The sequence below is a fragment of the Bacillus aerius genome (genome assembly GCF_029894105.1).
Taxonomy (GTDB): Bacteria; Bacillota; Bacilli; order Bacillales; family Bacillaceae; genus Bacillus; species Bacillus altitudinis.
The window spans coordinates 365,812-390,798 of record NZ_JARYHO010000001.1 but is presented as its reverse complement, the minus strand read 5'-3'; the positions used below and the strand labels follow the sequence as shown (position 1 = coordinate 390,798).

The 24,987-nt window shown below is 43.2% G+C and carries 23 protein-coding genes; 9 read left to right on the top strand and 14 right to left on the bottom strand.

The window, feature by feature from the left end; all coding sequences use genetic code 11:
• The first annotated feature begins 16 nt into the window (after positions 1–16).
• Together M2353_RS01815 and M2353_RS01810 are read left to right on the top strand one after the other, a co-directional pair.
• Positions 17–631, top strand: coding sequence for a YcnI family copper-binding membrane protein (locus M2353_RS01815; protein WP_284724827.1), 615 nt, complete (start codon positions 17–19; stop codon positions 629–631).
• A 130-nt stretch (positions 632–761) separates the two neighbouring features.
• Entirely contained in the window at positions 762–1,358 is a 597-nt protein-coding gene (locus tag M2353_RS01810; protein WP_284724826.1) for an NAD(P)H-dependent oxidoreductase, read from the top strand.
• Positions 1,359–1,605: 247 nt separating this feature from the next.
• Here M2353_RS01810 and M2353_RS01805 read toward each other — a convergent pair whose 3' ends face one another.
• Genes M2353_RS01805 through gabT form a run of 3 tightly spaced genes read right to left on the bottom strand, consistent with a single transcriptional unit; the run spans position 1,606 to position 5,701 of the window.
• The gene (locus M2353_RS01805; protein WP_045035017.1) at positions 1,606–3,000 is read right to left on the bottom strand and encodes an NAD-dependent succinate-semialdehyde dehydrogenase; all 1,395 of its coding nucleotides are present in this window, start codon (positions 2,998–3,000) and stop codon (positions 1,606–1,608) included.
• Positions 2,975–4,363, bottom strand: a complete 1,389-nt coding sequence (locus M2353_RS01800) for an APC family permease (RefSeq protein WP_284724825.1) — start codon at positions 4,361–4,363, stop codon at positions 2,975–2,977. Before M2353_RS01800 ends, M2353_RS01805 begins: the two co-directional genes overlap by 26 nt.
• Before the next feature lie 21 nt (positions 4,364–4,384).
• Positions 4,385–5,701: a 4-aminobutyrate--2-oxoglutarate transaminase gene (gabT, locus tag M2353_RS01795; protein WP_284724824.1), complete on the bottom strand. Its 1,317-nt coding sequence runs from the start codon at positions 5,699–5,701 to the stop codon at positions 4,385–4,387.
• 108 nt (positions 5,702–5,809) lie between these two features.
• Between gabT and gabR the strand changes: the two genes are divergently transcribed.
• Positions 5,810–7,234: a MocR-like transcriptional regulator GabR gene (gene gabR / locus M2353_RS01790; RefSeq protein WP_017366616.1), complete on the top strand. Its 1,425-nt coding sequence runs from the start codon at positions 5,810–5,812 to the stop codon at positions 7,232–7,234.
• 30 nt (positions 7,235–7,264) lie between these two features.
• Here the strand turns inward: gabR and M2353_RS01785 are convergent, their stop codons facing one another.
• Complete coding sequence (locus M2353_RS01785) at positions 7,265–7,576, bottom strand: ArsR/SmtB family transcription factor (protein WP_041091115.1); 312 nt, start codon at positions 7,574–7,576, stop codon at positions 7,265–7,267.
• Positions 7,577–7,700: 124 nt separating this feature from the next.
• On the opposite strand from M2353_RS01785, the gene M2353_RS01780 reads away from it, so the two are divergent.
• From M2353_RS01780 to M2353_RS01760, 5 genes are all read left to right on the top strand, one after another.
• Positions 7,701–8,075: a hypothetical protein gene (locus M2353_RS01780; RefSeq protein ID WP_041091113.1), complete on the top strand. Its 375-nt coding sequence runs from the start codon at positions 7,701–7,703 to the stop codon at positions 8,073–8,075.
• A gap of 138 nt (positions 8,076–8,213) precedes the next feature.
• A complete protein-coding gene (locus tag M2353_RS01775; protein WP_284724823.1) occupies positions 8,214–9,080 on the top strand; it encodes a TetR/AcrR family transcriptional regulator in 867 nt (288 codons plus the stop codon).
• 16 nt (positions 9,081–9,096) lie between these two features.
• Positions 9,097–10,530 (top strand): MDR family MFS transporter, encoded by a 1,434-nt coding sequence (locus M2353_RS01770; protein ID WP_017358520.1) that lies wholly within the window; start codon positions 9,097–9,099, stop codon positions 10,528–10,530.
• A 174-nt stretch (positions 10,531–10,704) separates the two neighbouring features.
• The gene (locus M2353_RS01765) at positions 10,705–12,081 is read left to right on the top strand and encodes an aspartate kinase (protein ID WP_284724822.1); all 1,377 of its coding nucleotides are present in this window, start codon (positions 10,705–10,707) and stop codon (positions 12,079–12,081) included.
• 152 nt (positions 12,082–12,233) lie between these two features.
• Positions 12,234–13,079 carry a GAF domain-containing protein gene (locus M2353_RS01760; protein WP_024720194.1) on the top strand — a complete coding sequence of 282 codons (846 nt, stop codon included), beginning with the start codon at positions 12,234–12,236 and terminating at the stop codon, positions 13,077–13,079.
• 186 nt (positions 13,080–13,265) lie between these two features.
• On the opposite strand, the gene M2353_RS01755 is transcribed toward M2353_RS01760, so the two are convergent.
• From M2353_RS01755 to M2353_RS01740, 4 genes are all read right to left on the bottom strand, one after another.
• Complete coding sequence (locus M2353_RS01755; RefSeq protein WP_284724821.1) at positions 13,266–14,693, bottom strand: ATP-binding protein; 1,428 nt, start codon at positions 14,691–14,693, stop codon at positions 13,266–13,268.
• Positions 14,683–15,378: a response regulator transcription factor gene (locus tag M2353_RS01750; RefSeq protein WP_024720193.1), complete on the bottom strand. Its 696-nt coding sequence runs from the start codon at positions 15,376–15,378 to the stop codon at positions 14,683–14,685. Before M2353_RS01750 ends, M2353_RS01755 begins: the two co-directional genes overlap by 11 nt.
• A 370-nt stretch (positions 15,379–15,748) precedes the next feature.
• Positions 15,749–16,297: a GNAT family N-acetyltransferase gene (locus M2353_RS01745; RefSeq protein WP_284724820.1), complete on the bottom strand. Its 549-nt coding sequence runs from the start codon at positions 16,295–16,297 to the stop codon at positions 15,749–15,751.
• A gap of 385 nt (positions 16,298–16,682) precedes the next feature.
• Positions 16,683–18,035, bottom strand: a complete 1,353-nt coding sequence (locus M2353_RS01740) for an IS1182 family transposase (RefSeq protein ID WP_096880954.1) — start codon at positions 18,033–18,035, stop codon at positions 16,683–16,685.
• 173 nt (positions 18,036–18,208) lie between these two features.
• On the opposite strand from M2353_RS01740, the gene M2353_RS01735 reads away from it, so the two are divergent.
• Entirely contained in the window at positions 18,209–19,564 is a 1,356-nt protein-coding gene (locus tag M2353_RS01735) for an IS1182 family transposase (RefSeq protein WP_047947312.1), read from the top strand.
• Between the two features lie 111 nt (positions 19,565–19,675).
• Here M2353_RS01735 and M2353_RS01730 read toward each other — a convergent pair whose 3' ends face one another.
• The 6 genes from M2353_RS01730 to M2353_RS01705 are packed head-to-tail and all read right to left on the bottom strand — an operon-like array spanning position 19,676 to position 24,970.
• Positions 19,676–21,010, bottom strand: a complete 1,335-nt coding sequence (locus M2353_RS01730; protein ID WP_284724819.1) for an MmgE/PrpD family protein — start codon at positions 21,008–21,010, stop codon at positions 19,676–19,678.
• Positions 21,001–22,158 carry an amidohydrolase gene (locus M2353_RS01725; protein WP_284724818.1) on the bottom strand — a complete coding sequence of 386 codons (1,158 nt, stop codon included), beginning with the start codon at positions 22,156–22,158 and terminating at the stop codon, positions 21,001–21,003. Before M2353_RS01725 ends, M2353_RS01730 begins: the two co-directional genes overlap by 10 nt.
• Before the next feature lie 33 nt (positions 22,159–22,191).
• Positions 22,192–22,938 carry an amino acid ABC transporter ATP-binding protein gene (locus M2353_RS01720; RefSeq protein WP_024720189.1) on the bottom strand — a complete coding sequence of 249 codons (747 nt, stop codon included), beginning with the start codon at positions 22,936–22,938 and terminating at the stop codon, positions 22,192–22,194.
• Positions 22,939–22,950: 12 nt separating this feature from the next.
• Positions 22,951–23,625 (bottom strand): amino acid ABC transporter permease, encoded by a 675-nt coding sequence (locus tag M2353_RS01715; protein ID WP_007498163.1) that lies wholly within the window; start codon positions 23,623–23,625, stop codon positions 22,951–22,953.
• 24 nt (positions 23,626–23,649) lie between these two features.
• Positions 23,650–24,444, bottom strand: a complete 795-nt coding sequence (locus tag M2353_RS01710) for an amino acid ABC transporter substrate-binding protein (RefSeq protein WP_008347268.1) — start codon at positions 24,442–24,444, stop codon at positions 23,650–23,652.
• A 22-nt stretch (positions 24,445–24,466) separates the two neighbouring features.
• The gene (locus tag M2353_RS01705; protein ID WP_024720188.1) at positions 24,467–24,970 is read right to left on the bottom strand and encodes a GNAT family N-acetyltransferase; all 504 of its coding nucleotides are present in this window, start codon (positions 24,968–24,970) and stop codon (positions 24,467–24,469) included.
• Between the last annotated feature and the right edge of the window lie 17 nt (positions 24,971–24,987).

Genomic DNA, 24,987 nt, shown 5'->3' with positions numbered 1-24,987 from the left:
AAGGAGTTTATATGATATGAAAAAATACGTTAAAGCTTTATTACCAATGCTTCTCGCTTCATTTTTACTGGCGATTCCTGTAAGTGCACACGTGACAGTCAAACCTGATACATCTGCAACTAATGCTTGGGAAACCTATACGTTAAAAGTACCTTCTGAAAGCGACAGTCCGACAACAAAGGTTGTCATCACGATGCCTAAAGGCGTAGAATTCCAGCAATACGAGCCAGTGCCTGGCTGGAAAACAGCAACTGAAGAGAAAAACGGAAAAGTCACAAGAGTCACTTGGGAAGCAACTGGCGATGGTGTCCTTGCTGGGCAGTTCCAGCAATTCGTGTTTGTCGCAAAAAACCCTGAAAAAGCCGGCGAAGCGGCATGGGATGCGTATCAATATTATAAGGATGGAACAGTAGTTGAATGGACTGGCGACAAGGACGCTGATAAGCCTCATTCGATCACAAACATTGTTGCGTCTAATACCGTAACGGATTCACATGGTCAAGAAAAACCAAAAGAAGAAAAGGCATCTGAAACAGCCTCTGCTTCTTCTTCACCACTTGTTCTTGGTCTGTCCATTGCAGCCTTAGTTGTGGCATTGATTGCACTTGGGCTTGCTTTTAGAAAGAAATAAACCTTACATGAGCGATCGTTTTTTCAAGCGGTCGCTTTTTATTTTCCCAACCTATCATTTCCAATATAGGATTGAATAGGATACTCGTGCATGCCATAATGAGACACATGACCACCTAGGAGGCTATGAGATGAACCATCTAATCATATTTGCTCATCCCCAGCAAAGCTTAAATCAAACCCTATTAGATCTTGTTGTAAGCACTCTTTTGAACAATGGTCATGATGTGACAGTTCGTGATGTGTATGCCATTGGCTTTCCGCCAGAGCTGACAACAGCAGAAAAGGCTGCCATGAAAAATGGGCATGTGCCGGTACCGGTTCAAAGAGAGCAGAAGCTGATTCAGCAAGCCGATGTCCTCACATTTATCTTTCCAATATGGTGGACAGGCTTGCCAGCGATGCTAAAGGGTTATGTGGAGCGCGTTTTTTCAGAGGGGTTTGCATATGAGATCAATGAAAACGGAGTGGTGAAAAATCTGCTTCGAGACAAAAAAGGGGTCATTATTAATACGCATGATGCACCGAGGACCTTTCTTGATTCAAATATGATCATCACCCCCAGCCATCACATGACGACAGATACAGCCGCCTTCAATCTGATCGGCGTTGAGCCAGTCGAACGGCTCTTGTTCAGCAGCATGGAACAAGCATCTGCAGACGACATCCACGAGATTCTCAAAGAAACAAAAGAAACGGTGGATCAACTTTTCCCACCGGCTGTTTAACATAAAAAAGACTGCCGAGGCTTCTCGGACAGTCACAGATTGTTGACAAAGGGCTAAAATGAACTTGATTTTAGCCCTTTGTCTTCTTTTCAGCGTGATAGAAAACCTTTGCAGTCTAGGAAGGACGAGTACTGGCGCGGAGCGAATTTCACATTCGTGAGCACCAGCACGCAGGACTGACAAAGAATGCGAGGGTTTGTCTACACGCTGAGACTGCCGAGACTTCTCGGACAGTCTTTTTCACATGTTATTCGTCTAAACCAATTGACACATACTTCGTTTCTAAATAAGGTTCGATGCCTTCGATGCCGCCTTCACGGCCAATACCGCTCTCTTTCATACCGCCGAAAGGTGCCTGCACAGCGGATGGTCCCCCGTCATTCCAGCCAATAATCCCGTAATCTAGATTCTCAGATATATAGAGGCCATTGCGGTAATTCTCTGTAAAGAAATAAGCCGCAAGTCCAAAAGGTGTATCGTTCGCTAATTCAATGGCTTCATCTAAAGTGCTAAATGTCGTAATTGGTGCAACTGGACCAAACGTCTCTTCATGCATAATGTTCATTGAAGGGTCGACATGAGTTAGCACCGTCGGCTGAACAAAATAATACGACTTCTCCTCGTCAAAATGGGTATCGCCGCCGACAAGAACTTTCGCCCCTTTATCCACGGCATCTTGAATTTGGTCGACAATTTTATCGAAGCCTCGCTTATTGATAATCGGTCCGATGGACGTGCCTTCTTCAAAACCATTTCCTACTTTCAGCTTTTCCACTTCTTTGCTGAAGCTTTGCGCAAATGCTTCATGAATTTCTTCATGGACGATTAAGCGATTGGCACAAACACACGTCTGGCCTGCATTACGGAATTTAGATGCCACTGCTTGTTTCACAGCCAATTCAAGGTTGGCGTCCTTATCTACGATCAGCGGGGCATGACCGCCAAGTTCCATAGAAACGTGCTTCACTGTGCTCGCACTGTTTTTGATGAGATGTTTTCCAACTGGTGTTGAGCCAGTAAACGTGATCTTGCGGATCAATGGACTATCTGTGAAGATTTCCCCCACTTCTTTTCCATCTCCAATCACCCATTGCAAGGCATCCTCTGGAATTCCGGCTTCATGGCCTAATTTCACAAGCTCAATGGCCGTAAGCGGCGTGTCTTCAGCAGGTTTCACGATAAACGTACAGCCCGCCGCAAGCGCTGGTGCCGCCTTCCTTGTAATCATCGCCGCAGGGAAATTCCATGGTGTAATGGCGGCAACAGGACCGACTGGCTGTTTTGTGACAAATAGGCGTTTGTTTGTCGTATGAGACGGGATCGTTCTGCCGTAAATCCGCTTTGCTTCCTCTGCGTACCATTCAATATATCCAGCGGCATAGACGATTTCCCCTAATGCTTCTTGATACGGCTTCCCGTTTTCTTCTGTGATGATTTTTGCAAGCCTTTCTTTATGCTCAATCATGAGATCAAACCATTTGCGAATGATATTTGCACGTTCATGGGCTGACGTTTTTGCCCATGTTTTGAATGCTTTGTGTGAGCGAGTGATCGCATCTTCAATCTGTTCTTTTGTATGCTGAGCAACTGAGGCAATTTCTTCTCCGGTTGCAGGATTATACACTTTGAGTTCGTTTGTCATGCTCTATCTTCTCCTTCGTTCTTGGATTCATTACATATAGTATATACCCAATGAGTGCCCAACCTAAAAGCAAAATCCATTCAGCTGGCCATGATAAGGAAGCCGGCATCCCTGGAAAATAAAATGAAAGAAAAAGGAGACTGAGTCCAATGGCAAAAACGCCGGTCGTCCGCCAATATTTAATGCGGTATGGACGCTCAAGCTCAGGTTCTGTCTTGCGAAGTCTCATAAAGGCAATGGACACAATCAAATACCCAACGATGATGCCCACACCCCCTGCATTGACAATCCACACGAGGGCAGGTCGGCCTAGTAATGGTGCAAAAAAGGCCAATGCACCTAAGAACAAAATGGCATTTGTCGGAGTTTTATACTTCGGATGAATATACGCAAACCATTTGGAAATCATGCCTCTTTCCGCCATTGCGTAGAGGATACGGCTTGCACCAATGATAAATGCATTCCAGCTCGTCACAATGCCTGCTACACCGCCAATGACAAGCACAGTCCCAAACGCCTGATGACCAAGAAGCTGTACCATGGCATCTGCTGTTGCTAGTGATGAAGCCTCAAGTTGACCTTTTGACAATCCTGCCGCTACTCCAAAGACAATGAGTAGATAAAATACAACCGCACTCACAATGGAGATAATCAAAATTCTCCCGATGATTTTCTTCGGTGCGTTAATCTCCGCCGCTACCTGCGGGATGACATCAAACCCAACGAATAAAAAGGGAATCATCACTAACACAGCCATCAGACCGCCAACCCCGCCTTGAAACATCGGCTCAAGGTTTGCAAAATCTCCATTAAATGTAGCTCCGCCTAATAGAAGAAAACCTGTCAGGATAATGGCCACTGTGAACACCGATTGAAAAATAGCAGCAGGTTTTGCGCCAATGTAGTTCAGAGCTGTTAAAAACAGCGCACCGCCAGATCCAATCAATACCCATGTAAAGTAAACATCCCATCCTCCTATATTCCATAGGAAACCAACATGCTGTGTTGGAATGACATAGTCAATGACTGTCGGAAGTGCGACAGCTTCAAACATAATCACGGACACATAACCGAACAATACGCCCCATGCGGAGACAAACGCTGATTTGATCCCAAATGCCCGCTGGACAAAGACAAGTCCTCCGCCTGTTTCTGGAATCGCAGAGGAAAGCTCTGCATACGTTAGTCCAATAAAGATGACGAGAATGCCCCCTATGACAAAGGCAATCACACTTCCTAAAAATCCAGCTGTTAAAATCCAATCTCCCGAAAGTACAACCCAGCCCCAGCCAAGCATTGCACCAATGGATAAAAACAGTACGTCTGACTGCGACATGGTTTTAGCCATTTGTTGTTTTTGCATACAACCATCCCCCTTTGTTGTTTAGCGTGCTGTGAAGGCGTCTTCGATAATCCCTAGTCCTTCTTGCAGCAGCTCATCTGTGATGACAAGTGGTGTTAAAAAGCGAATAATATTCCCATTGATCCCTGCCGTTAATAAGAGTAGTCCGTGCTTGTTTGCATAGGCTGCAATCGCTGCGGCTGTCTTCTTATCTGGTGTACGCGTTTTTTGATTTTCCACAATTTCAATGGCCGCCATTGCCCCTAATCGCCGGACTTCCCCGATGAATGAATACTGACTTCTCCACTCATTCGCTTTGTCCTCAATGACTTGTCCAATGTGTTCAGATCGTTCATTCAGTTGTTCTGTTTCAATAATATCAAGTACAGCCAAAGCCGCCACACAGCCTAATGGACTGCCAGCATACGTCCCCCCTAGCTCCCCTGGGTCCGCTGCATCAAGTAATTCTTTTCTGCCAACGACCCCGCTCAGCGGCAGGCCAGCTGCAAGTGATTTTGACACAGTGATTAAGTCTGGCACCACATCGTAGTGTTCAATCGCAAAGTATTTCCCTGTTCTTGCGAATCCTGTTTGGATCTCATCTGCCACGAATACGATGCCATGCTGCTGACAGAATGAAGCGACGTGCTGGACAAAACGCTTCGATGGTACAATGAATCCGCCCTCCCCTTGGACTGGCTCCATCACCACACAAGCGACGGTTTCTGGTGCAACGGTTGCGACAAAGAATTGATTGAACTGATCAATGATGTATTCGTCGTAGGCTGCATCGCTTAATCCTTCAGGTTTTTGATAGTAATAAGGATACGGCGCTTGATACACCTCTGACGCAAATGGTCCGAATCCAAATTTATAAGGCTTGACCTTGCTTGTCATGCTCATCGTCATATTCGTTCTTCCGTGGAACCCTCTTGTAAAAGAGACAACCGCTTGTCTTTTTGTATATTTACGGGCAATTTTCACTGCGTTTTCAACTGCTTCTGCACCTGAATTTAAGAAAATGGCTTTTTTGTCGTGGTCGCCTGGTGTGAGGTGGCATAGTTTTTCTGCCAATTCGATATAGGATTCGTACATCATGACATTAAATCCTGGGTGAATCAGGCTGTCTGCCTGTGCTTTGACTGCTTCCACAACCTTTGGATGGGAGTGTCCTACATTTAATGTACCGATGGCGCCTGCAAAATCGATAAAACGATTGCCATCAATATCGAAAAGCTCGGCTCCCTTCCCTTTTGCTGCAAGATGACGGTTGCCATTACTTACGCCTCTTGCGACGTATTGATCTCTTTTCCCCTGCCATTCCTCTGTTGAAAAACGGTTTGTTGTCGTTTGACTCATTGTCATCCATCCCCTTTATGTCTTTTTTATTATTCTGAATATTTTTTGGTATGATAGAAAGTACCAATATCATTTTTTTCATGGTACCAGAGAGGATGGAATGACGAGATGCTGACAATTCAACTAGATCAAACAGGGGAAAACGGGTTTATTTATCATCAAATTTACACGAAAATTAAAGAGGAAATTTTAAACCGCAACCTGCAACCACACGATCAATTACCATCTAAACGAGAGTTAGCAGATACTTTAAACGTCAGCGTCAATTCAGTGAATGGCGCCTATCAGCAGCTGCTTGCCGAGGGATATTTATATTCAGTTGAACGGAAAGGCTTTTTTGTGGAATCACTGGAAACATTTCATGAATCAGGTCAACTGAAACCCTCTTCCCTTCCAGCTGATTTAAAAGAGAATCCGATTGAGCGAGATGACTGGTATTCCTTTTCACATATTTCTGTTGATACAGCCAATTTTCCTTTTAAAAGCTGGCTGAAAAGTGAGCAAAAAGCGATTCATCTCCACCAAGAAGCCTTTGGTGAGCTTCCGCACCCACAAGGCGTCTATGAGCTGAGGGAAACGATTGCCCGGCTGATTGGACTTGCACGAGGGGTCAAATGCTACCCTGAACAGCTCATTTTAAGTGCGGGTACACAGTCACTCATTCATTCATTATCTAGCATCCTTCCAGCTGATCAAATATATGGATTAGAAAACCCCGGCTATCGCAGACTGTATCAAATGCTGAAAAACAATCATCACCGGATTGAAACGATTGGCATTGATCGAAAAGGGGTGCGGATGAGCGATATTCAGAAGAAAGAGCCAAATGTGTTGATCATTACGCCTTCTCATCAGTTCCCAACAGGGGTGATCATGCCGATTTCCCGGCGGATACAGCTGTTAAACTGGGCGGCTGATCAGCCAGACCGCTATATCATTGAGGACGATTATGACAGTGAATTTAAGTATGGCACAGACAGCATACCGGCGCTGCAGAGCCTTGACCGCTATGACAAAGTCATTTATATGGGGACCTTTTCGAAATCATTGCTGCCCGGCTTGAGGATCAGCTACATGGTGCTGCCGCAGCATTTATTAAGACGCTATAAGGAAGAACAGCACTTTTTTATTCAAACGGCCAATCTTTTTACACAATACACCCTTCTTTATTTTATAAAAGATGGCGCCTATCAGCGGCATATTAAAAGAATGAATGGGCTATATGAGGAAAAACGAAAACAGCTTATTGGAGAGCTCGATACTGTCTTTCGTGACAACGTACGGATTATCGGGGAAAATGCAGGGCTGCATTTTATCGCAGAATTCCGCTCAGATCGTACGCAACATGAGATTTTACAACGTGCCAAAGACCGAAAGCTGAAAATGTACGGGATGGACCGTTTTACCCTTGATGAGCATGTGCCTGGTCACAAAGAAGGCTTTGTCCCGCTCGTCCTCGGCTTTTCGCACATGCGGCCAGAGGATATTAAGCCAGCGGTGAAACGCCTGTATGACTCGATTTATGGGAAATAAAACAGCCAGCTGCTTTTCTAGACAGCTGGCTTACCACCGCTCTTTATCTACGGCTAAAATGGATGACACGAGTTCAGGAAAAGCGGTCTCAATGTCTTCTTTTCTTAAAGAATAATAGCGGTGTTTTCCGTCAATTCTCACTTTCACGATGCCTGCCTCCCTCAACACTTTGAAGTGATGTGACAGCGTGGATTTGGCAATATTCATCTCATACGTGCCGCATGTCCTCTCGCCCGCTTCTGCTAAGCAGCGAACAATTTCTAACCGGATGGGATCGGCCAATGCGTGCAACACCGAAATCAGTCTCATGTCTTCTTGGGTTGGATGGATTGGATTATTCATACGATAAATGTACCGTATTTCGTGCCAACATACAATCTCCTTACTCGCCTCACAAAGTAACGATACATCCTTCGGAAACGACTATGACTATATAATAGCTTTCTTGTGAAGGGGAGGATCTCATTTGACACGAAAATTATGGACTTACTTATGTTTAATGTTACTCACCATTTGCTTATGTGGATGCCAATCCGTCCGGTATGCCGAATCTAAACCACCTAGTGCAGAAGAGGTATTAGCTCTCGATGAACAGGCAGATTTATTTCAATGGGAAGAAACGGTCTATGAAGCAAATGTAGATTGGGCCCATCAACTAACCGTCACTAAAGATCAGCAAGTAGGTGTGATTCAGAAAACAGCTGCCGAACATTTTAATCACGGCACAGCTTCCAAGTTGAAAAAAGGGACAGCGATTTACTCTGTAAAGGAGCGAGAAGACCTTTTAATCGCCGAACTTAACGGACAGATCATCATATATGCCGCACATGCGGAAGGATAAAATACCTGTCATCAGATAGGTATTTTTTTAAGTTCATTTTCTTGTCATGTGCCATTGGTTTTGTTATCATAGCAAAAGTGACCACTCGGTTTCCATTGTGACCATATGGTTTTGCCGATTCGGAAAGGACTTATGAAGATGAACGAAAAGCAAGAAGAGATTTTGCGGGTATCGAAGAAATTATTTTCTCAAAAAGGCTATATGAGTGTCTCCATGCAGTCAATTGCTGATGCCTGTAAAATGTCAAAAGCGTCTATTTATAAACTGTTTGATTCAAAGGAAGCTCTTCTATTGGAACTGATTAAATACAATCAGCGCAAAATGAGAGAGATTTCTCAGATCATTCATTCCGAAACGACGCTGTCCAAAAAGGAAAAATTCACAAAAAAGATTAAGCTTGAGCTTGAAGAGTTTAAAGAGAATCATAAATTTTTGAATATGCTGTCCTTTGAAGCTTTTTCACAGCATTCGCCCATCGTCATTAAGCATTTACGTGAGACACGCTCCATTATCATGCAGCGACACAGAGACATCATTTTAAGCACATATGGCGAATCTGTTGCGCCTTATGTGTGGGATCTTGTGATTGTCCTCAACGGATTAATGAGAGAATTCATCTTGATGTTGGCGATTGAGCACAAGAACATCCAATTAGAAAATGCCGCCGAAATGATCATCGGTGTGATGGACCGTGTATCAATAAAGCCTTGCTCCATTGAGCCTGTGTTAACAGATCAGCTGATGGACTCTTATTTGCTTTCCACACAGGAAGAATATGATGAAGAAAAGCTTGTCATCTCGTACTTAACAAAGATGAAACAAGAGCTTCACACACTCTCAAATGGAGAAGAAAAGGACGATCTCCTCTCTGCGTTTGAACTGCTGAGTCAAGAACTGTCAAAGGACCAACCGAGAACCTTTTTAATCAGCTCATTGCTTGATTATTTAGGCAAACACAGCGTTTTATCTCAAAATGTGTCACAGCTGAAAAGCATTATTTTATAGATAAAGAAGGGATAATATGAACCAATCAACAACATCGTATAACCGGTCTGTGATTGTTGGGATTTTCCTCGTTGGGGCGTTCGTTGCGATCTTAAACCAAACGCTTCTCATTCCAGCGATCCCGCATATCATGGAAGAGTTCAATATTGATGTCAGTAAAGGCCAATGGCTGACCACAGCCTTTATGCTGACAAACGGGATTCTCATCCCAATTACGGCCTTTTTAATTGAGAAATTTTCAAGCCGTTCCTTAGTCTTAACGGCTCTTAGCATTTTTACAGCAGGTACCATTCTTGCTTCGTTCGCCACGAATTTCCCGGTGCTACTTGCAGCACGTATCGTCCAGGCAGCTGGCGCAGGGATTTTGATGCCGCTCATGCAAACGATCTTTTTAACCATTTTCCCAAAAGAAAAACGCGGGCAAGCCATGGGTATGGTCGGACTAGTGATTTCATTCGCACCGGCGCTTGGACCAACACTTGGCGGCTGGATTGTCGATTCCTTTAGCTGGAAGTTCTTATTCTATATTGTTCTTCCAATCGGTATTATTGATCTCATTCTTGCTTTCTTCTTAATGAAAAATGTCACACAGCAAAGAGACACTCGTATCGATGTCTTATCGGTGATCCTGTCTTCCTTCGGATTTGGCGGACTGCTGTACGGATTTTCAAGTGTCGGAACGTATGGTTGGACGAGTGCGACCGTTCTGATTTCACTCATTGTCGGTGCTGTGAGCTTGTTCTTCTTTATCCTGCGTCAGTCGAATTTGAAAAGACCGATGCTTGAGTTTGGCGTCTTTAAGTTTGCGATCTTTAGCTTAACGACCTTCCTCGGTATGCTCGTCTTTGCCTTACTGATTGGAACAGAGACGATTCTGCCGCTCTATACGCAGAATGTCAGAGGGTTATCTGCCCTTGATACAGGGCTGATCTTATTGCCAGGGGCTCTCTTTATGGGATTCCTATCACCGATTATCGGACGAATTTTTGACAAAGTAGGCGGTAAAGGGCTGGCTCTAGGCGGGTTTACGATATTAGCTGTCACTTCCCTGCCATTTATGATGCTGAACCTTGATTCATCGATTGCCCTCATTACAGTGGCCTACACACTTCGCTTAATCGGGGTTGGGATGATCATGATGCCGCTGACAACAGCCGGTATTAACTCGTTACCACCGCATTTGATTCCGCACGGGACAGCAATGAATAATACGATGAGACAAATGGGCGGCTCTATCGGGACGGCTGTGCTTGTCTCCATTATGAGCAGCTCTGCTGCCAATGCAGCATTATCCGATCCAATGAAGTCAGCCGTTCATGGTATGAATACGTCATTTATCGTGTCTGGTGCTATTGCGGTCATTGGACTCGTCCTTTCATTCTTCTTAAAAGAAAAACGTAAAAACAAAGTGATGAAGCAGGAGCTATCTTCTTCGTCCTCTTCTTCATAAAGACAAAGAGCTCGGCATATCGCCGGCTCTTTTTTCATCTATTCACACATAACGTCCTCTCCAAAAATACATTTGTTCATTCAGAGAAGAAAAACCTTGATAATTTGAAGAAAAGAGTTGATAATAGAAACTATTCAATTTGTGAGAAAATTTTTACTATAGGAGATGTATGCATTGAAGGTCGTTAAATTTGGTGGCAGTTCTCTTGCTTCTGACAAGCAGCTGCAAAAGGTATTTGACATTGTCACAGCAGATCCAGCTCGAAAAGCAGTCGTTGTTTCCGCACCAGGAAAACGGCATTCAACGGATACGAAGGTCACCGATCTATTAATTAGCTGCGGTGAACAATATTTACGTTTAGGTGAAGCACACGATTTACAAGAAGCTGTCATCGAGCGATATGCCTCGATTGCGGATGAGCTGGGATTAGGTCAAGACATTATTGACACCATCCGGCAAGATGTAAACACGTTATTACAGGCTGATTCTTCTCATCCTGAGCGGTATCTTGATGCGATTAAAGCAAGCGGTGAAGATAATAACGCAAAGCTGATTGCAGCCTACTTTCAGCATCAAGGCGTCGAAGCGCACTATGTGAATCCAAAAGAAGCCGGTCTATTTGTCAGCGACGAGCCTGGTCAAGCGCAAGTCCTTCCAGAATCGTATGATCATTTGTACAAATTAAGAGAACGCTCTGGCATTATTGTGTTTCCTGGCTTTTTCGGTTTTAGTCTAGCGGGTGATATCGTCACTTTTTCCCGTAGTGGATCAGACATTACCGGTTCCATTTTGGCAAATGGACTAAAGGCAGATGTGTATGAAAACTTTACGGATGTGGATGCAGTCTACGCCGTCAATCCAACGATCGTTCATGAGCCAAAGGAAATCACAGAGCTGACGTATCGAGAAATGCGTGAATTGTCCTATGCGGGTTTTTCTGTATTTCATGATGAGGCACTTATTCCAGCCTTTCGGGCAGGCATTCCTGTTCAGATTAAGAACACCAATAATCCAACTGCAAAAGGCACAAAAATTGTAAATCAACGGGATCATACGAATGGCCCTGTTGTGGGAATCGCATCAGACAATGGATTTTGCAGTATTTATATCAGTAAGTATTTGATGAACCGAGAAGTGGGCTTTGGACGTAAGGTGTTGCAAACGTTAGAGGAATATGGACTTACGTATGAACACGTGCCTTCTGGCATTGATGATATGACCATTATTTTAAGGCAGGATCAGCTGGAGGAGCAGCAGATTGAACAAGAGCTTTTAGACCGATTAAAGCTTGTGCTTGATGCAGATGAAGTGGTTTTAGAGCGGAACCTCTCGCTTATTATGGTCGTAGGAGAAGCGATGCGTCATAATGTTGGTACAACAGCAAGAGCGGCAAAAGCACTGTCAAAAGCCAAAGTGAATATTGAAATGATCAACCAAGGCTCTTCAGAGGTGAGCATGATGTTTGGCGTCAAAGCGGCTCAAGAAAAAGAAGCCGTTCAAGCCTTATATGAGGAATTTTTCTCTATGTCCACGGTGCCTGTCACCATTTAATCAGCAGACTGTCAGATCTCCGGATCGGCAGTCTTTTTGATCTCGCACGATTTGCGCATTAAAGTATATCTATTTCTCGTTTGATTTTGTATGATAGAGACAAATCAACTATTGTTCCGGCCATTGATCGGAGCTACAAGGAGTCCTAATCCATGCCTCGTCAACAACTATTAAAACAGTTTCGCAATTTTCATGATGCTTCTACAAGTATTTTAAACATGATGAGTCAATTCATTCATATGAATACACTGTTTATTGCTAAAAATGATCAAAACACCAATCAGATTGTGAAGGTGCTAAATCATGACGAGCAGCTTCTTGAAGAAGGAGAAGAAAATCCTTACGAGAAGACATTTTGCAAGCTGGCGGTCGATCATCGCGATACGCTGTTGATCCCTGATATCCGCTTGGACGAGCGTTCAAAAAACTTAGACGTCACGAAACAGCTGCAAGGCGGCTCATTTATTGGGGTTCCCATCGATTTTACTGATGGTACGAACTATGGAACAATTTGTGGACTTGACCTAAGGCCGCAGCAATTTACAGAAGAGCATGTTCATATGTTTGAAACGATGGCATCTTTGTTGAGTTACGTCTTAGAACTCGACCAGGCCAATCGGCAGATTCAGCAATTATCTGTACCGATCGTACCTGTTGTTGACGGTGTCGCCGTGCTCCCTCTTCTTGGTGATATCGAAGAGACACGTGCGCAGCATATTTTAGAAACCATTTTACAGGAAAGCTACAGGCTGTCGCTCTCTCATTTGGTCATTGATGTTTCAGGGACAAAACGACTCAATGAACAAAGCATTCAATACTTGGTCAGCTATGCGCAAACGTTAAGACTGTTAGGCATTTCAGCTGTTTTAACAGGAATTAAGCAAGACCTTGCGCTGAGTGCGATTCAATCGAATATTTCATTTAAAGACATCACCATTCGTAAGGATTTACCGCAGGCACTTGCCCATATCGGCCTAACGTTCTCCAAAACAGAATAAGTGATGATACACCAAAAAGGGCTAAACCGAGTTTAGTCCTTTTTCTTCTTTTCAGCGTGATAGAAAACCTTTGCAGTCTAGGAAAGACGAGTACCGGCGCGGAGCGAATTTCACATTCGTGAGCACCGGCACGCAGGACTGACACCGAATGCGAGGGTTTGTCTACACGCTGAGGCTAAACAGAGTTTAGCCCTTTTTCTGTGGTAGCGGCAATCGAATGATAAATGTTGTCCCCTTATGTTTTTCGCTTTTTAAATCGATATGTCCGTCGTGCAAGTCCACAAGCTGCTTGACAATCGACAGGCCAAGTCCGTATTCTCCATATGGTGTATTCGTTCTCGAAATATCCGCTTTATAAAAACGTTCCCAAATGTGTTTGACTTCTTCAGGTGCAATGCCGATTCCCGTATCTTCTACTTCAATGATCGTTTCCCCATTCTCTTCTTTCCCTGTCAAAGAAATACGGCCGCCTTCTGTAAATTGAATGGCGTTCTTTGTGATGTTGACGAGGATTTGAATGAGCCGGTCATAATCTGCGTATACCTTTTGTTCAGGGTGAACCTCTACCATGAGCTGATTGTTTTTCTCTTCAGCCATTCGGCTCAGCTGCTCCTTAATCACTTCAAACGTATCAATGAGTGGATAGTGAAATTTTTGAAGGGTAATTTGATTCGACCTGATTTTCTCATAATCCATATTTTCATTGACGAGACGCAACATTCGTTTTGTCTCATCAGTGATGAGCGCATAGCATTTCTCTTTCTCTTCTGTCGGCACATCCGCAGTATTCAGCCATTCGACCAATCCTCGAATGGTCGTCAGCGGTGTTTTCAATTCGTGAGACACATCCGCAATGAATTGGCGTCTCCGTTTTTCAAGCCGGTCAATTTCCTCTCTTGACCGTTGAAGACGGTTGGCCATCATATTAAAATCCTCACCTAGTGTGCCAATTTCATCAAGGTGTTTGTTTTCAAGATGAATGTTGTAGTCACCATGCGCAATTTTCTCAGTTGCCTCTCTCAGTTTTTTGATACGATTCACATGGAACTTCGACAGAAACAGACTGAGAATAAAGGTAATCGTCAATGCCACAAACACGATGATATATAAATACCGGTTCATTTGAGCAATCAGCTCTTCTGCTCCTTGAATAGGAGCTATGAGCACCACCCCGCCCTTCAGCTTTCCGTCTTCCATGACAGGAAGTGCCACAAGTGATGCTTCTTGATCAAGCCGGCGCGAATCACTTCGCTTGACTATGATTTCTTCTCCTTTTGCAAGCTTGGCCCACAAATCTTTTGTGAGTAACGCTTCATGCGGTGGCATCTCTTGCTGCTGAGACAGCACAGTCCCTTTTTCATCAAAGACGAAAAAACGGATTTGTCTTGTCGAAAGAATGTCTTCAAATGGACGCAAACGGAAGTTCATCTCGGCTTTCGACAGTTGTTTAAAATTCTCCAAAATTTCATTCCCATACGAACTCATTTCGTCTACCCTATTTTGATAGGCAATATCTTTTACAAAATGAGACATGAGGGTGCTGATAATAATGATGGCAATGAGCAATAACCCAAGGTGACTAATCAGCAACTGGTAAAAATATTTAATCTTCATCGAACTTATACCCTACGCCCCATACCGTATATAGAAAGGGCTTAGGTCCGTCTCCGATTTTTTGGCGCAACCGTTTAATATGAACATCAACTGTTCGTTCATCACCATAAAATTGGTATCCCCAAATTTGCTCAAGCAATTGTTCTCGTGAAAATACTTGCCGAGGATGCTGTATAAAAAAGCACAGCAGATCGTATTCCTTTGGCGTTAAATTTTCGATCCTTTTCCCCTCTAGAAACACTTCTCTCGTTTTTTTATCTAACTGAAAATGTTCGGTCTCTAGCCGTTCGTCCTCTTTCGCTCCTTCTTGAGTAGATGTTGTTTGAGCAAAACGTCGTTTCACTGCTTTGATTCTTGCCATTAAGGTGAGCGGACTAAAGGGTTTTGTCACATAATCATCTGCCCCAAGATCGAAGCCCAGCACCTGATCAGATTCCGTTTCCTTTGCTGTCAGCATAATAATCGGAACATCACTGATCTGGCGTACTTTTTGACAAATGGTCAGACCATCCATTGAAGGAAGCATGACATCTAAGATGAGCAGATCCCAATCCTCCTCTTGCTTAAATCGATTCAATCCTTCTAATCCATCATGGACGAATTCCGCTTGAAACCCTTCTCGTTGAAAAAACATATCCGTCATTGTACAAACACTCTGGTTATCTTCAATCATTAATATTTTCATCATCAGCCTCCGCTGTTGCCTTTGTTTTTCTTTATGTAGCTTTATTTTACATGTTCCTTCTCAAATCTCAATTGGATTGATACGATTTCATGAACTTATCATGCTTTGGTCATCTTTTATTCATACTTTTTGATGGAGCTGACATTTTGGGGAATCACATTGTTCTTTTTTAATATAGTAGAATGGAAAAATGAAGGAATTGTAGAGGATAGTCTAAGATGAGGACAGTGTCATTTACGTTCTTTGAGAAGAAGAAGTCTCCCATGAAGTAAAAGAATGAAATGACACGCTTCCTGATCGTTATAAATGGTCTATATAAAACAGTTTGGAACTGGACATGCATATCGAGGGCGGGTGTGCCCTAACGAAGCTAATTGTGATTTTCTATAAGGCACCCCATTTCGATGCGAATTTCCTTTTTCTTCATATCTTCATTTGAATAAGAGTTGACATTTAATCCAATCAGTTGAAAGCCATTTTTCAAATAAAACTGGATAGCTGGAAAATTGGATGATTGGGTTTCTAATACAATCATTCTAACTCTCAATTCACGAGCGCGTTTTTTTGCCATTTTAATGAAAGTGCTGCCAATACCTTTTCTTTTAAATTGTTTATCCACATATAAATCATGAATGAGTAATGTATTATTCCATTTCATGTGTTGAATGACTATAATTCCAGTTTCTTCACCATTCATCTCTGACACGTAAACCTCTGAACCCTCTTTATATGGATCGAAAATCTCCTCTTTTAGATTTTTTTTAACTGGCGCTTCAAATTCTTCTTCTGTAAGGGAGATGTTCCAACCATTGTGACTGGTTTCCATATGAATATCATAGTATTTTTCAGATGTATATTGATAATATACTTGTTTTCCTTTAGGATAATTTTTTTGATAGATACGACGAATCGTTAACATTTCATACTCCCTTCGTTTCAATGATTTAAATCTTTAAACGTACTACTAAATTCGTCGATTTGCGATTTAATACCTTTAAAAATACACCTAAAAGATAAAACTCGTTTTGCCTCTGTCATAGAATAGGGTCGTTTTTAAATGTGATTGTTGTAGATCAAGATCAATTGTTACCTGACGAAGAGAATATCTTCTTTGACGTCATAGGTGTATTCACTCATATAAGAATAAGGACATTTAAAAAGCTCATCTCCAAAGATGAGCTTTCAGCGTGTAGACAAAGTCTACACGCTTCAGATTGTAGAGAAACTCATGTTTTTCTACAATCTTTTTTATTTTCATCGTAATGATGATGGATGAGATTGAATGAAAAAGGCCTCCCACACACCTAACCTAGCTTCGCTAGATGTGTGGCAATCTTCTTCATGTTCTGACAGGCAGCTGTGAGAAGAACTTGCTCACTCACATTTTGTTTTCCCCTCAACCGGCAGTAGCGAAGCCCGTGCAGTTGTTTTGAATCTGCAAAGCTTCGCTCTATTTTTTCTTTTCTTTTTTTATATAGCTCTTTTCCAGAGACAGATAGACGATTTTGTCTGATCTTTTCTTTATGTTCTTCCCATATGTGTCTTGAGATGACTTTTTGATGATTTTTCGACCTTGTGCATCTTTCAAGGAAAGAACACGATGCACATTTTTTAGGATCTGATTTGTAGAATCGATAACCCTTTCGATCAGTTGTTGTATATAATAGCTTCTCACCATTTGGGCATATGTAATGATCATGTTCAGAGTCATACTTGAATTTCCACTTCTCAAATAAACCTCTTGTTGGATGAAAGCGTCTATGTGCGATGACACCAAAAATACGGCGATCTGATAAACCTTTACAGATTGGGGTCGTCAAATAACCAGAATCAAGGGCAACAGCTTCTACTTGAAAACCAAATCGTGCGATTTGGTGATCCAACCGATCAAGATACGGAACAGAATCATGGACATTACCGGGCGTGATGTGGGCATCCGTGATGATATTGTACTTCATATCCGTTGTACGGTGGTCTAGGTAGAAAAAGCCTTCCGGTTTGTTTTCACGATAAAGATAGCCACTTTCAGGATCAGTCGTACTTTGACGAATGTCTTTTTCCGTTTTCACCTCCTCTTTTACCTTTAAGGGCTTTTTTCCGTGTGCCACCCGATCTTCTTGGATCGCTTCTTCTAAATCATTTATATAGTTCTGGGTATCTTGTTCAATCGTTTTTCTCATATATTTATGTTTATTGGCATTGGCTTTAAGATGAGTTGAATCAGTAAAAAGAACGCGGCCTCCTACCATATCATGATTGATAGCTTGAAGCACAATCTCGTCGAAAATGTCTTGAAAAATCGTTGTATCTTTGAATCGAGTACGACGATTCCAGCTAATGGTCGAGTGATGAGGAACGGGGTCATTGATGTTCAAACCTAAAAACCATCTATACGCCATGTTATAGTAAATTTCTTTTTCAAGTTGTCTTTCAGAACGGATACCGTACAGGTATCCGATAAACATCATTTTGAACAAAATAAGTGGATCAAGAGAAGGACGACCTTTATTCTCGCTATAATACGGTCTTACTTTATCTACGATAAATGAAAAATCAATGTACTGATCAATTTTACGAAGCAGGTGATCCTCTTCGACCAGTTGATCTAGCAATACAAATTCGGCTTCGTGCTGAGAAGAATTTCTAGTGTGGAACATGAGAAAAACACCTTCCTTTAGTATGCTTTTCTCTATTATAAAATGGGGTAGTGGAAAATTTAAGGGAAAAAATAAAGCTGTCGAGATTTTCTCGACAGCCTGCAGCGTGTAGACAAAGTCTACACGCTTTTTTGTATAATAAGGTCAATAACACATTTCTGTGGGGGATGAACATGTTATCGAAACGTGAAGAAGAAAGAAGAAATCAATTAGAAGTCGTGGCCTTAGATGAATTAGTGCCTGAAGATCATCTTGTACGAAAAATTGATCAAGCGATCGATTTTGATTTTGTTTATGATCTTGTCAAAGATCATTATAGTTCTGATAACGGTAGACCAAGTGTGGATCCCGTTGTTCTTATTAAAATGGTTTTGATCCAATATCTATTTGGCATTCGTTCTATGCGTCAAACCATTAAAGAAATTGAAACCAATGTTGCTTATCGTTGGTTTATTGGGTATGGGTTTTCAGAGAAAATTCCGCACTTTTCTACCTTCGGTAAGAACTACGTGAGACGCTTTCATGATACAGATTTATTCGAACAAATTTTTTATCGAATCTTAAGAGAAGCGATGAAAAAAGGTCTCGTTGATCCATCTATCGCTTTCATTGACTCAACTCATGTAAAAGCGAACGCCAATAAGAAAAAACTTGAAAAGAAAATTGTTCGAGTAGAAACGAGAAGTTATCAAAATCAGCTTCATGAGGAGATCAATGTTGATCGTGAGGAACATGGAAAAAAGCCGTTACCCCTACAGAATAAAGAAGAGAAAAAAGAAATCAAGGTCAGTACAACTGACCCAGAGAGTGGCTACTATGTAAAGGATGAACGTGAAAAGTTATTTGCTTATTCATTTCATACGGCTTGTGATTCAAAAGGATTTATTTTAGGAACACTGGTCACTGGTGGAAATGTTCATGATAGTCGTATGTTAGATTCACTCGTATCAAAGGTGACAAAGAAAGTCGGAAAACCCAATGTAGTCGCAGTGGATGCTGGATATAAAACACCTTATATCGCCAAGTTTTTAATGGATCAAGAGATAAGACCTGTCATGCCTTACACTCGCCCGAAAACAAAAGCTGGTTACTTGAAAAAGAATGAATACGTATATGACGCACATGTTGATTGTTACATTTGCCCAAACGGGCAAATTCTTTCTTATCGTACAACGACTAGAGAGGGATATAAGCAATATGCGTCCGATTCAGAGGTATGTAAATCCTGCTCGTTTCTAGATAACTGTACACAAAGTCAAAATCACACCAAACAGATTCACCGACATATTTGGCAGGACTACCTAGACGAAGCAGACCATCTGAGACTCACTGAAATGAATAAGAACATCTATGCAAAACGGAAAGAAACGATTGAACGCGTTTTTGCGGATGCAAAAGAAAAGCATGGAATGCGATGGACGAAACTTCGAGGATTGAAAAAAGTTTCGATGCAGGCGATGCTTACTTTCGCTGCCATGAATCTTAAGAAATTAGCAAACTGGACATGGAAAGAGCCATGTCCAGCGTAAAGCGACTGATCAATTTTATCAAAATAAGTGAAAACCCCACTTTTACTTGAAGTAAAGGTGGGGTTTGTCTACGGTCTGAAAGCTCATCTCCAAAGATGAGCTTTTTAAATATCACACGAGCAACTTCAGATAGACAGCGTCATTCCCCTCTTCAACCGCCTGTAAAAGCTGCTTTGCCTGTGATGTGCTGGTGACGCTGCTTAACTTTTGTATGATGTCTTCTGTCGATAACGCACAGCCTGGTGCTCCCCGAGGGATATCGACCCGTTTGCTGATGGTGGTGCCGTCAGATAAGGTGAGCTTTACAATCGTAAATCGTCCTTTTGGCACTGCGTCTGGATGGGGTTCTATCGTTTGATCATATACTCTATTTACCCGCTTCATCCATGTCCGCAGCTCTGGTGAAATGGCTTTTTTCGTAAAAGCATCCAGTGATAAAGGTTGTCCAAACACCGCTAGTGCGATGACATACTCGACACTAAATCGTCCCTCTTCTCCCGTCAAAGGTGTCCGCTCCGTGAGTGCGGCATCTCCGCCAGGCGGAAACATGACGTCGACCTGTTCGATCTTCCCCTGTAAGGAAGAGTGTTCTTGTACCAATGACTCGATCGCATCGGCTGCATGATGCGCCGCTGAACAGAACGGATACACTTTAAACCATAGACCCGGCGACACAATACGCCACGCAGTGCCATAGTCCTCTAGCAGACGTGTTTCCGCTAGTTTCTGATCCCCATAGAGAGAAAAGAAGCCCAGCTCTCCATCCAGAAGCGATTCACTCCCGCCAAAACCTGAACAAGCTAAATCCATGGACCATACGGCGGTTTTAGCGGCGAGGCCAGCTTGTAATGGTTTCATATCAGCCCCAAACTGCTTTCGCATTCCAGCTGATTGCGCACCTGCAAAGCCGATCGCTTTCGCCAGCTCTTTCTGTGAAACTTGTTTCAAATAACCAATCGCACAGACTGCTGCAATGGCTCCGAGAGTTCCGGTATTATGCCAGCCCCGCTCATAGTGCGACTTGCCGATGGATTCACCTAGCCTTGCCATTACTTCGACGCCAGTAATGTAGGCTGATAGAAATCGATCACCGTACGCCTCCCCGTTGGTCAGCTGGGAAAGCAAGGCCGGGATGATGACCGCACTTGGGTGTCCTCTCACATCAGAATGCACATCATCATAATCAAGGGCGTGAATCAGATAGCCATTTAGCATGGCTGCGGATTGACGGCTGACCTTCTTCCCTTGTCCAATGACAGGAATTTGAGCCGCGCCGCCTTCTTGTTCCACCAGCGCCATGAGTTTCAGAATCCCTTCATCCTCTTTTGCAGCAAGCGCTGCTGCCGCAGCGTCTAACAGACCGTTTCGAGCCATTTGAACGGCCTGTTGATCTTGCAGCGGATCAGCAGATAGCACTGCCTCTGCGAGCTGTTTCGTTAGTTCCATGATCTTGACTCCAACGCCCGAACCGCAAGCTCGGCAAAGAAGGCAGCGGCAACAGGGAGTGCGTCTTCATTTAACGTAAAGGCAGGGTGATGCCATTCCTCGGTACCGCTTGTCCCCATCCAGACGAAAAAGCCTGGAATGCGTTCTTGGTAAAGGGCAAAGTCTTCTCCGCCTGGTGACTGTTCTGCCTCTACTACTGCGAGATCAAGTGCTCCTGCCGTTTCTTCTACAACCTTTGTCAAACGCTCGTCATTCATCACAGAAGGCAAATACGGATGCCATTTCACTTCTGCCTTTGCGCCAAATCCTTCTGCGATACCGCTCACGATCTGTTTCATGAGATCTGGAATCATCGCTCTCACTTCAGGTTCAAACGTCCGAACGGTCCCTTCCATCTCGACGCGATCAGGTATCACATTCCATGATGTGCCGCCTTGAATACGTGTGATGCTGACAACCGCATGATGTAAAGAACTAATGCGGCGGCTGACAATTTGCTGTAGGGCGCTTGTGATCTGACCGCTGATGGCAATCGGATCAATTGTGTGATTTGGAATTCCAGCATGACCACCCGTTCCTTTAATGTCAATTTCAAAGCGATCGACACTCGCCATTAATGCTTTTTCTCTTATCCCGATGGTGCCAACTGGCAGGTTAGGTTTATTGTGCATACCAAATATCGCATCGACTCCATTTAAGACGCCTGCCTCTATGACGTGTTTCGCTCCTTGCGCCACTTCCTCAGCCGGCTGGAACAAAATGCGGACTGTTCCCTTGAGCTCATGTTTCCGTTCGTTTAATAGGACGGCCGCACCAAAAATCGAAGCGGTATGGAAATCATGGCCGCATGCATGCATTTTTCCCTGTATCTTTGAAGAAAATGGTTCACCAGATGCTTCTTCGATCGGAAGTGCGTCAATATCGGCTCTCAGAGCAATCGTTGGTCCCTCTTGTTCTCCTTTGATTTCACAAACGACCCCTGTTTGAAGATCTGGGAAATCGAGCACTGTGATCCCTTCCTCTTGTAACCAGCCTCGTAGTTTTTTTGTCGTTTCATACTCTTCAAATGCTAGCTCTGGATGCTCATGAAGCGCTCGGCGCATGTTAATTAAACGTTTGTTTAAAGCTTCATTTCCTAATGATTTCACTGATACTCACCCCTCTAAAGAGTAAAAAGCAGCTTATGCTTCTTCAGCCGCTGCTTCTTTTTGGATAAATCGTTTTGTTCGTTCATTCTGCGTTTCGTCAAATAGTTCGGTTGGCGTTCCCTGCTCAATGATATGACCATCTGCCATAAAAATCACATGATCTGCTACTTCTCTTGCAAACGCCATTTCATGTGTCACGATGATCATCGTTGTTTCTTGAATGGCAATGGATTTAATGACTTGAAGCACACCTGAGACAAGTTCTGGATCGAGTGCTGACGTTGGTTCATCCAGCAAAATCGCATGTGGATCAACCGCTAACGCACGGGCAATCCCGATTCGCTGCTGCTGACCGCCGGATAGTGTAACCGGGTAGCTGTCAGCTTTTTGTTCTAGCCCTACTTGTTTCAATAGTTTCATACCGATTTCATTTGCCTGCTGTTTTGTCATTTTTTTCGTCACAAGCAGTGACTCTGTAATGTTTTGCAAGGCTGTTTTGTTTTTGAATAAATTATAGTTTTGAAACACCATGGCCGTTTGCTGACGCAGGTGATGGGCTTCTTTACGTGTATATTTAGACGCATTCAGCTTCGCATCGCCAATTTCAATCGTACCTTCGTCTGGCGTTTCTAATAGATTTAGACAGCGTAGCAATGTTGATTTACCGGAGCCAGAAGGTCCGATAATGGCCACAACCTGCCCTTTTTGCACGTCAAGATTAATTCCGTCTAAGACGACAAGGTCGCCGAATGATTTTTTCAAATTGGTGAGCTTGATCATGTCCACACCTCCTTAATTCCGGTAAGGTTTGCTGATTTTTCGTTCAAATAGGTCTTGTAGGAAACTATAAATGATGGTGAGCACCCAATACACAATGCCAACCGCTAAATACGTTTCAAAGTACTTATAGTTGGCCGATGCAATCATTTTCCCTTGCGCAAACATTTCTGCCACCCCAATGGTAAAGGCAAGCGATGTTTCTTTTAAAAGTCCAATAAAGGTATTCCCCGTCGCTGGAATGGCATTTCTGACGGCCTGCGGGAAAATAATTCTGACGTAAGACTGCCATCTTGTCATGCCGACAGATAAACAGGCCTCAAGCTGCCCTTCATCCACTGAATTAAGAGCCGCTCTAAAAATTTCTGCTAAGTACGCTGAGTTTTTAATACTTAAACCGATAATGACCGCTGTTAAGGCATCCATTGAGGTCATCGCAGGAAATAGCTGCGGAAGACCAAAATAAATGAGAAAGAGCTGAACCAAAGTTGGAACCGCTCTGAAAAAAGAAATATACAGCTTGGCAAATTGGTATAAGACAGGTATCCGGTTTTTCGTTATAAGCGCGAATACCACACCAATGATAATGGCAAATACCATGGAGACAATCGCCATGAAGATCGTTATCGGCAAGTATTGAATCAAGGTTGGAAAAACCGTCACCATATACTGCCAATCAATGTGATTCATGTCTGCTTTTCACCGCCGCTGTTGTTATTTTTTAATTGGAACTGTGACATCATCTTTGAAATATTTCTCAGACAATTTCTTCAGTGTTCCGTCTTCTCTTAATTCTTTGATCGCTTTATTGAATTCTTCTCTTAGCTTGTCGTGCTTTTCATCTTTGGCAAATGGGTAGCCGACTTCTTCATATACGATTGGGTTGCCGACGATTTTGAGTGGAAGTCCTGTTTTTTCAATTTGAGCTAACAAGACACTGCGTCCGTTGACGTAAGCATCTACACGGCCATTTGCGACTTCATTTAAGACACCGTCTTGTGTTTCATATGTTTTGATGTTGATTTTCTTGTCTGGGTCTTTGCTCTCTAGGTTTTTGGCATGGTTTGAGCCAAGAACAGCCGCCACCGTTTTTCCTTTTAAGTCGTCAAGTCCTTTAATGTCCTTGTTGTCCTTCTTGACAATGATTTGTGTTCCTGCGTATGCATACGTATCTGTAAAGTTGAACGTTTGTTTACGCTCATCTGTAATCGCAACTTGGTTTGATACGGTATCCAGCTTACCAGATGTCAGCTGGCCCATCAGTCCGCTGAATTCACTCAGCTGCCAGTCTAGTTTGTAGCCTAGCTTTTTCGCAATGGCTTCTGTGACTTCGACATCAAATCCTACTAGTTTGCCGTTTTCTTTATAAGCAAATGGATAGCTTTGGCCTGTAGCGCCCACTTTAAGCACTTTCTCGTCTTTGCCTTCACTCTGATTGCCTCCGCCGCATGCCGCTAACACCGCAAGCATTGCCGCAAATAAAACAACTAGCCACTTTTTGTTTTTCATGTTCGTACACCCTTCTTTCCTCTTATGGTTGTGTAATATCTGATCGTAATTGTTTTTTAAAATAAATGGTGATATGGCCTTTGCCTAGATCCTTTTCACCTGCTCTGACATAGCCTTTACGCTCATACATGTCCATGAGCCACGGATGCTTATCAGCTGTCCCAAGAGAGACAAACGGTACCTTTAGTGTGTCCCTTAGCACTTCCGTTTCAACCCACTCAAGCAAGGCTGAGCCTGTGCCTTTTTTTGCCGCTGGTTCTGAAGCAAACCACCATATATGCGGAACGCCGAATGGTCCTGGCTGTTCTCCCCACGGCATACGGAGTGATAAGGTGGAGAGAAGCTCTCCGTTTTCTTCCATTACATAGCAAAGGTTCTTTTGTACATTTTTCTGAACGAGGGCGACATCTGCATGTGCTGCTTGGAACTGAATGCCGAGCTCACGAATCGGCTCGTAGGCTCTTGTTGTCAGTTCAAGCAGCGCTTCTATATCATCCTCAGTTGCCAGACGAAACGTATATCCCAACGTTAGTCACCTCACCT